Here is a 7093-nt window from a genome sequence, read left to right as displayed (position 1 = left end):
AAGAGACAGGCACCTGGCCGCCGCCTCCCGCCCACATCCCGCCCCGCACTCCGCCCCGCACCCCGGCGACGGCGCCCGGCCGGCCTCCGGGGAGGCGTGATGCAGCGGCTCACCGGGCGGCTCGGCGGCCTCGCGTACGGCGGCGACTACAACCCCGAGCAGTGGGACGAGCAGGTCTGGAAGGAGGACGACCTGCTGATGCGCCGGGCCGGGGTGAACCTGGCCACCGTCGGGGTGTTCTCCTGGGCCCTGCTGGAACCCGAGGAGGGCCGCTTCGACTTCGGCTGGCTGGACGCCCAGCTGGACCGGCTGCACGGCAACGGCGTCGCGGTGGACCTCGCCACCCCCACCGCCTCGCCCCCGCCGTGGTTCACCCTGGCGCACCCCGAGGCGATGCCGGTCACCGCCGACGGCACCCGGCTCACCCACGGCAGCCGCGACACCTACTGCCTGGCCTCGCCCGCCTACCGCAGGGCGGCGGTGCGGATCGCCTCCGCCCTGGCCGAGCGGTACGGCACCCACCCCGCGGTGGCGATGTGGCACATCCACAACGAGTACGCCACGGTGTGCTGGTGCGAGCAGTCGGCGGCGGCCTTCCGGAGTTGGCTGCGGGCTAGGTACGGAACCCTGGACGCACTCAACGACTCCTGGGGGACCGCCTTCTGGAGCCAGCGCTACGGCTCCTGGGAGCAGATCACACCCCCGCGCGCCACCCAGTGGCACCACAACCCGGGCCACACCCTGGACTTCCGCCGCTTCTGGTCCGACGAGGCCCTGGCCGCCTACCGCGAGCAGCGCGACGCGATCCGGGCGCACAGCGGCCTGCCGGTGACGACCAACCTGATGCTGCCCGGCTACCAGGTGCTCGACCTGTGGAGGTTCGGCCGCGAGGTCGACTTCGTCGGCATCGACCACTACCCGGACGCCCCCGGGACGGACGCCGCGGCCGACACCGCCTTCGGCGCGGACCGGGCCCGCTCCTTCGGCGGCGGGAAGCCCTGGCTGCTGATCGAGCAGGGCGCCAGCACCGTCTACGCCGGCGACCGGACCCTCGGCAAGCAGCCCGGCGAGATGCTGCGGCACTCCCTGGGCCACATCGCCCGCGGCTCGGAGGGAGCACTGTTCTTCCAGTGGCGCCAGTCCCGCGCGGGAGCCGAGCTCTGGCACTCCGCGATGGTCCCCCACGCGGGCGCGGACACCCGGATCTTCCGTGAGGCCGCGGCGCTTGGCGAGGCGGTCGCCCGGCTGGGCGAGCTGGCCGGCTCCACGGTCAGGGCGCAGGCCGCGGTGCTGCACGACGCCGACTCCTGGTGGGCCCTGGACACCCGCGGTCTGCCGTCGGCCGAACTCGACTACCCGGGCAGCCTGCGCCGTGCGCACCGGACCCTGTGGGACGCCGGCGTGACCACCGATTTCGCCCACCCCGAGGACGACCTCAGCCGCTACCGGCTGGTCGTCGCCCCGGCGCTGTACCTGCTCTCCGACGCGGGCGCCGAGGCACTGCACCGCTATGTCGAGGGCGGCGGCACGCTGTTGGTGCAGCACTTCTGCGGCGCTGTCGACGAACGCCACCACGCCCGCCTTGGCGGCTACCCCGCCGGGCCGCTGCGCACCGCGCTGGGCATCCGGGGGGAGGAGTACCGGCCGCTGGCGGCAGGGGAGACGGTCGCACTCTCGGACGGCTCCACCGGCACGGTGTGGAGCGAGAGCCTGCGCTGCGAGGGCGCGGAGCCGGTGCTGTCGTACGCCTCCGGGATGCTCGCCGGGCAGCCGGCGCTGACCCGGCACGGCTTCGGGCGGGGCACCGGCTGGTACCTCTCCACCCGCCTCGGCGACCCCGGCTATGCGGCCCTGATGGCGCGGCTGCTGGAGGACGCCGGTGCGGCGCCGGAGGTGGCCGGGCTGCCCGAGGGCGTCGAGGCGGTGCGCCGGCACGGCGAGGACGGCCGCAGCTGGCTGTTCCTGATCAACCACGGGGGGCAGCCGGCCCGGATCACGGTGGCCGGCCTCGACCTCCTCACCGGCGCCGAGGCCGGCCCCGACGGTCTGCACCTCCCCGCGGGCGGCGCGGCGGTGCTGCGCACCGTCGACTGACCATCCGTCAGGCCGCGCCCGGGACCGTCCGGCAGCGCCTGCGCCCTTCGAGTACGCATCGCAGAACGCCCCGGCCCCGGTCGGCACCGCAGCGGAGGAACCATGCCCGGACTGTTCCGGAACCCCGTCATCCCCGGCTTCCACCCCGATCCGTCCATCTGCCGGGTGGGCGACGACTACTACCTGGTCACCTCCAGCTTCGAGTGGTTCCCGGGCCTGCCCCTCTTCCACAGTCGCGACCTGGTCAACTGGCGGCAGCTCGGCCATGTGCTGGACCGCCCCTCCCAGCTCGACCTGGACGGCATGCGGCCCAACGGCGGGATCTACGCGCCGACGCTCCGCCACCACGACGGCGTCTTCTATGTGATCACCACCCATGTGGGCGGCGGCGGCCACTTCGTGGTCACCGCCACCGACCCGGCCGGCCCCTGGAGCGAACCCCACTGGATCGAGGGCGACGGCATCGACCCCTCGCTCTTCTTCGACACCGACGGCCGCGCCTGGATCATGGCGACGCGGGGCAAGGCGGAGCAGGCCCACGACGGCGACAACGAGATCTGGCTGCGGGAGTTCGACGTCGCCGCGATGAAGCCGGTGGGCGAGGAGCACGTGATCTGGGACGGCGCGCTCAAGGTCTCGGTCTGGCCGGAGGGCCCCCACCTCTACCGCATCGGCGACTGGTACCTCCTGCTGGTCTCCGAGGGCGGCACGGAGGCCGACCATGCGCTGGTCGTCGCCCGCTCCCGGTCGGTCACCGGCCCGTACGTCCCCAACCTGCGCAACCCGATCCTCACCCACCGCCACCTCAGCCGCCGGCACCCGATCGGCTGCGTGGGCCACGCCGACCTGGTGCAGACCCCGGCGGGGGAGTGGTGGATGGTGCTGCTCGGGATGCGCACCGGGAGCAACCTCGGCCGGGAGACCTTCCTCACCCGGGTGGAGTGGGAGGACGACTGGCCGGTGGTCTCCCAGGTGGAGGCCGTGGCGACCGCGCCGGACCTGCCCCCGCACCCCTGGCCCGCGCTTCCGGCCTGCGACCGGTTCGACGCCCCGGACCTCGCCCCGCACTGGGCGCAGCTGCGCACCCCGCGGGAGGACCACTGGAGCACCCGGGACGGCCGGCTGCGGCTGCGGCTGCGGCCGGAGCGGCTGGGCGACCCGGTCAACCCCGGCCTGCTGGCCCGCCCGGTGCAGGACCTGGACTTCGCCGCCCACCTCTCCGTCGACGTCCCCCCGGGCGGTGAGGCCGGGCTGGCGCTGCTGCTCAACGACTGGCGCAGTCTGCGGCTGGTGGTGAGCGACCGGGGCCTGGAACTGGTCAGGCGCGCGGGCGAGGAGGCCGAGGAGGAGGTACTCGCCCGGGCGGACTGCCGCCCGCGCCTCCTCGGTGTGGAGGCGCACGGTGCGGAGCACCGCTTCCGCTACGCCGTCGAGCCCGGCGGCTGGCAGGAGCTGGCCGTGGTGGACGGGAGCTTCCTCTCCCCGTCGGCGCCGGGCGACTTCACCGGGGTGTGCATCGGCCCGTACGCCCACGGGGACGCCGGGGACACAGGGGACACCGGGGACGCCGAACGCTTCGCGGCCTTCGACTGGTTCGAGTACCTGCCGCTGCCGCCGATGCCCTCGGCCGGCTGAGCCGGCCGCCGGGGCCCGGGACGACCGGGCCCCGGCGGTGTGTCACGCGGACGAGTCGTCCGGGCCGGCGTTGGCGAGACGTGCCGCCCAGGCCAGGCCGCCGAGCAGATGCAGCCGGAACTCCGGGGTGCGGTACGCCTCCTCGCAGTGACCCAGCGCGGTGTAGAAGGAGCGGCCCGCGCCGACCGGCCGGCACCAGACGAGCGGGTGGTCGGCCCCCATGGTCCCGCCCTGGTAGCGGCCCTCCTCGACGGAGGCGAGCACCCTGACGTCCGGCCGGGGGTTGGCGGCGAAGTTGTACCACTCGTCCGTCCAGGTCCAGAGCGGGGGAAGGTGCCGGGTGGCCGGGTGGCCGTGGTCCTCGACGGTCAGCGCCGCGGTCTGGATCTCGGGGTGGTCGGTGAAGCGGGCGCCGACCAGGTCGCCGAAGAAGGGCCAGCCGGGTTCGGTACAGGCGGCGGAGTGCACGCCGACGAACCCGCCGCCGCCGCGGACATGGCCCTCCAGTGCGGCCCGGCCGGTGTCGTCGAGCACGTCGCCGCTGGTGGACAGGAACACCAGGGCGACGTACCGGGCGAGCGACTCCTCGGTGAAGACGCCCTGGTCCTCGGTGGCGTCCACCTGGAAACCGTGCTCGTCGCCCAGCTCCCGGAAGGCCGCCACCCCTGCGGGGATCGAGTCGTGGCGGTAGTCCGTCGTACGGGAGAAGACCAGAACGGCCGGGAGGGTGCCGCCGGACGGGTCCGGGCCGTCCGCACCGCCGGGCCGGGGCCCGGGTGTTCCTGTGCTCACGTCGGCCCCGGTGTGCATGGCAGTGGTCGCTCCTGTTCGGGTGTCGGCTGTGCGTGACGTCGGATGTTCGCGATGCCGGATGCGCCCGGTCCCGGATGTTCGAGGCGTCGGACGCGGATGCCCCGGGCGGTGGCCGACGGTCGCCGGTTCGTACCGGAAGGGGCCCTTCACGCTAGTGGCCGCTGATGATCGCTTGCAAGACGCGGCAGGTGGGGCTCAGGGCAAGCGCTTGCCCCCGTCGCTGTGGCCGCGCGGGCCGTCAAAGGCCTGGTGCGGGGGCGAAGGATGCGCTTGAATAATCTTGCAGCAAGTTTCAGGAATTCTATGCGCGGCTCCCGCTCCCGGAGGAAAGCATGACCTATGACGTGCTGGTGATCGGCGGCTCCGGGGTGGACACCATCGTCCGGGTGGCGGACCTGGAGATCCCGCCGAGCGACTCCCTGGGCGTCCCGCCGATCCGCGACTACGTCGCCCACACCGGCAACGGAGCCGCGCTCGGGTTCCACGCCCTCGGCCTGGCCACCAAGTTCATCGACTTCATCGGCGACGACCCCCAGGGCGACCTCATCCGTGCCCGGTACCAGGAGGTGGGACTGGATTTCAGTTCCCTGCCCGCCCCCGCCGGTACCCCTCGGAGCGTGAACCTGGTGGACCGCGGCGGCCGGCGGTTCTCCTTCTACGACGGACGCCACCCCGCGGACCTCCGCTTCCCCGCCGACTTCTACCGGCCCTTCCTCGCCCGGACCCGCCATGTGCACCTCTCCGGCGGCGGTCTGTGCCGGGACCTCCTGCCCGACCTCTACGGCGCCGGCGTCACCGTCTCCACCGACCTGCACGCCTGGGACGGGAGCGCCCCGTACGCGGTCCCCTTCGCCTACGGCTGCGACATCGTCTTCATGAGCGCCGCGACCGTCGGGGACCGGGCCCCCAAGGTGCTGCGCGACATCCTCGACCGGGGCCGCGCCCAGGTCGCGGTGGCCACCGACGGCGCCGACGGCTGCCATGTCGCCACCCGTACCAGCCCCGACGCCCGCCACTTCCCCGCCCTCGCCCCGGAGCAGCCCGTCGTCGACAGCAACGGCGCGGGCGACGCCTTCATGACCGCCTTCACGGACTCCTGGCTGAAGGGCCTTCCGCTCGACCACTGCGTCCGGGCCGGCTCCCTCTCCGGAGCGTTCGCCTGCACCACCCCTGGCACCCATGAGCGGCTGATCACCCGGCCGGAACTCGATGCACTGATGTTTCCCGGGAAGCGTTGATGTGCGGCATCAGATGCCTCCAATTGAGCGCACTGAGTGCCATTGTGATGCGATGGTGCTAGGTTCACGCCATGACCAACGCGCGGAAGGCCGATGCAGAGGCCACGGCCGGCGCCCCGAAGCCCGCCATGCGCGAGGCCCTGATCGCGGCGGCCTTCCAGCTGTTCCTGGAACGCGGTTACGAGCAGACGACCATCGACGACATCGTCACCCTGGCGGGTGTCGGCCGCCGTTCGTTCTTCCGCTACTTCCCCTCCAAGGAGGACGTGGTCTTCCCGGACCACGAGCAGGCCCTGGCGGACATGACCGCCTTCCTGCAGGCGAGCGCGGACACCGACGACCCGGTGGCGCGGGTCTGCGACGCGGCCCGGCTGGTGCTGCGGATGTACACCGAGAACCCCACCTTCTCCGTCCAGCGCTACCGGCTCACCAAGAAGGTCCCGGGGCTGCGCGCCTATGAGCTCTCGGTCGTCTGGCGCTATGAGCACACGCTCGCCGACTTTCTGCGCGGACGCTTCGCCGCACGCCGCGACGGCGCCCTGCGGGCCAATGTCGTCGCCGCGTCCGTGGTCGCCGCGCACAATCACGCGCTGCGCAGCTGGCTGCGGGCCAACGGCCAGGGGGACGCGGAGGCGGCGGCGGACCGCGCCCTCGCCTATGTCACGGGCGCCTGGACCTCCCAGCAGCCCGCCTCCGACAATCCGGAGGAGGACGACGTGGTCATCGTCATCACCCGGCGCCGCACCCCGATGTGGCGGGTGGTCCGCGATGTGGAGGCGGGCCTCGGCCCGGAGTGAGACACCGGCGCCCTCACTGGGCCTGTGACAAGGGGCCGGCCGGCAGCACCTGCCGGCCGGCCCCTTGTCGTGCGCCGGGCGCCCCTCGGAGCGCCGGAGTCAGCGGGTCCTGATCTCGGTGGTGAGCTGGGGGAGGACCTGGAAGAGGTCGCCGACGACGCCGAAGTCGACGAGGTCGAAGATGGGGGCCTCGGGGTCCTTGTTGACGGCGACGATGGTCTTGGAGGTCTGCATACCGGCCCGGTGCTGGATGGCGCCGGAGATGCCGTTGGCGATGTACAGCTGCGGGGAGACCTGCTTGCCGGTCTGGCCGACCTGGTTGGTGTGCGGGTACCAGCCCGCGTCCACCGCCGCCCGCGAGGCACCCACCGCCGCGCCGAGCGCGTCGGCGAGCTCCTCCACCACCCCGAACCCCTCGGCCGCGCCCACCCCGCGACCGCCGGAGACCACGATCGCCGCCTCGGTCAGCTCCGGACGCCCCGAGGAGACCCGCGGGGTACGCGAGACCACCCTGGT

6 protein-coding genes are annotated in these 7093 nt (G+C 73.3%); 4 read left to right on the top strand and 2 right to left on the bottom strand.

What is annotated here, in order from left to right:
* Positions 1–99 precede the first annotated feature (99 nt).
* Positions 100–2094 (top strand): beta-galactosidase, encoded by a 1995-nt coding sequence (locus AOK09_RS19165; protein WP_055588430.1) that lies wholly within the window; start codon positions 100–102, stop codon positions 2092–2094.
* 102 nt (positions 2095–2196) lie between these two features.
* On the top strand, positions 2197–3729 hold the full coding sequence (locus AOK09_RS19160; RefSeq protein ID WP_055588429.1) for a glycoside hydrolase family 43 protein: 1533 nt from the start codon (positions 2197–2199) through the stop codon (positions 3727–3729).
* A 42-nt stretch (positions 3730–3771) separates the two neighbouring features.
* Here AOK09_RS19160 and AOK09_RS19155 read toward each other — a convergent pair whose 3' ends face one another.
* The gene (locus AOK09_RS19155; RefSeq protein ID WP_079063220.1) at positions 3772–4539 is read right to left on the bottom strand and encodes a ThuA domain-containing protein; all 768 of its coding nucleotides are present in this window, start codon (positions 4537–4539) and stop codon (positions 3772–3774) included.
* A 335-nt stretch (positions 4540–4874) separates the two neighbouring features.
* Between AOK09_RS19155 and AOK09_RS19150 the strand changes: the two genes are divergently transcribed.
* Complete coding sequence (locus AOK09_RS19150; RefSeq protein ID WP_055588428.1) at positions 4875–5780, top strand: carbohydrate kinase family protein; 906 nt, start codon at positions 4875–4877, stop codon at positions 5778–5780.
* Between the two features lie 128 nt (positions 5781–5908).
* Positions 5909–6577: a TetR family transcriptional regulator gene (locus AOK09_RS19145; protein ID WP_055588431.1), complete on the top strand. Its 669-nt coding sequence runs from the start codon at positions 5909–5911 to the stop codon at positions 6575–6577.
* 99 nt (positions 6578–6676) lie between these two features.
* Here the strand turns inward: AOK09_RS19145 and AOK09_RS19140 are convergent.
* Positions 6677–7093 (bottom strand): electron transfer flavoprotein subunit alpha/FixB family protein (locus AOK09_RS19140; RefSeq protein WP_169797046.1); only part of this gene is annotated, 417 nt, incomplete at its 5' end.

Origin of the sequence: Peterkaempfera griseoplana (genome assembly GCF_001418575.1) — a bacterium.
GTDB classification, from domain to species: Bacteria; Actinomycetota; Actinomycetes; order Streptomycetales; family Streptomycetaceae; genus Peterkaempfera; species Peterkaempfera griseoplana.
Note: the sequence above shows the minus strand (reverse complement) of the source record. Positions and strands in the feature narration are given on the sequence as shown.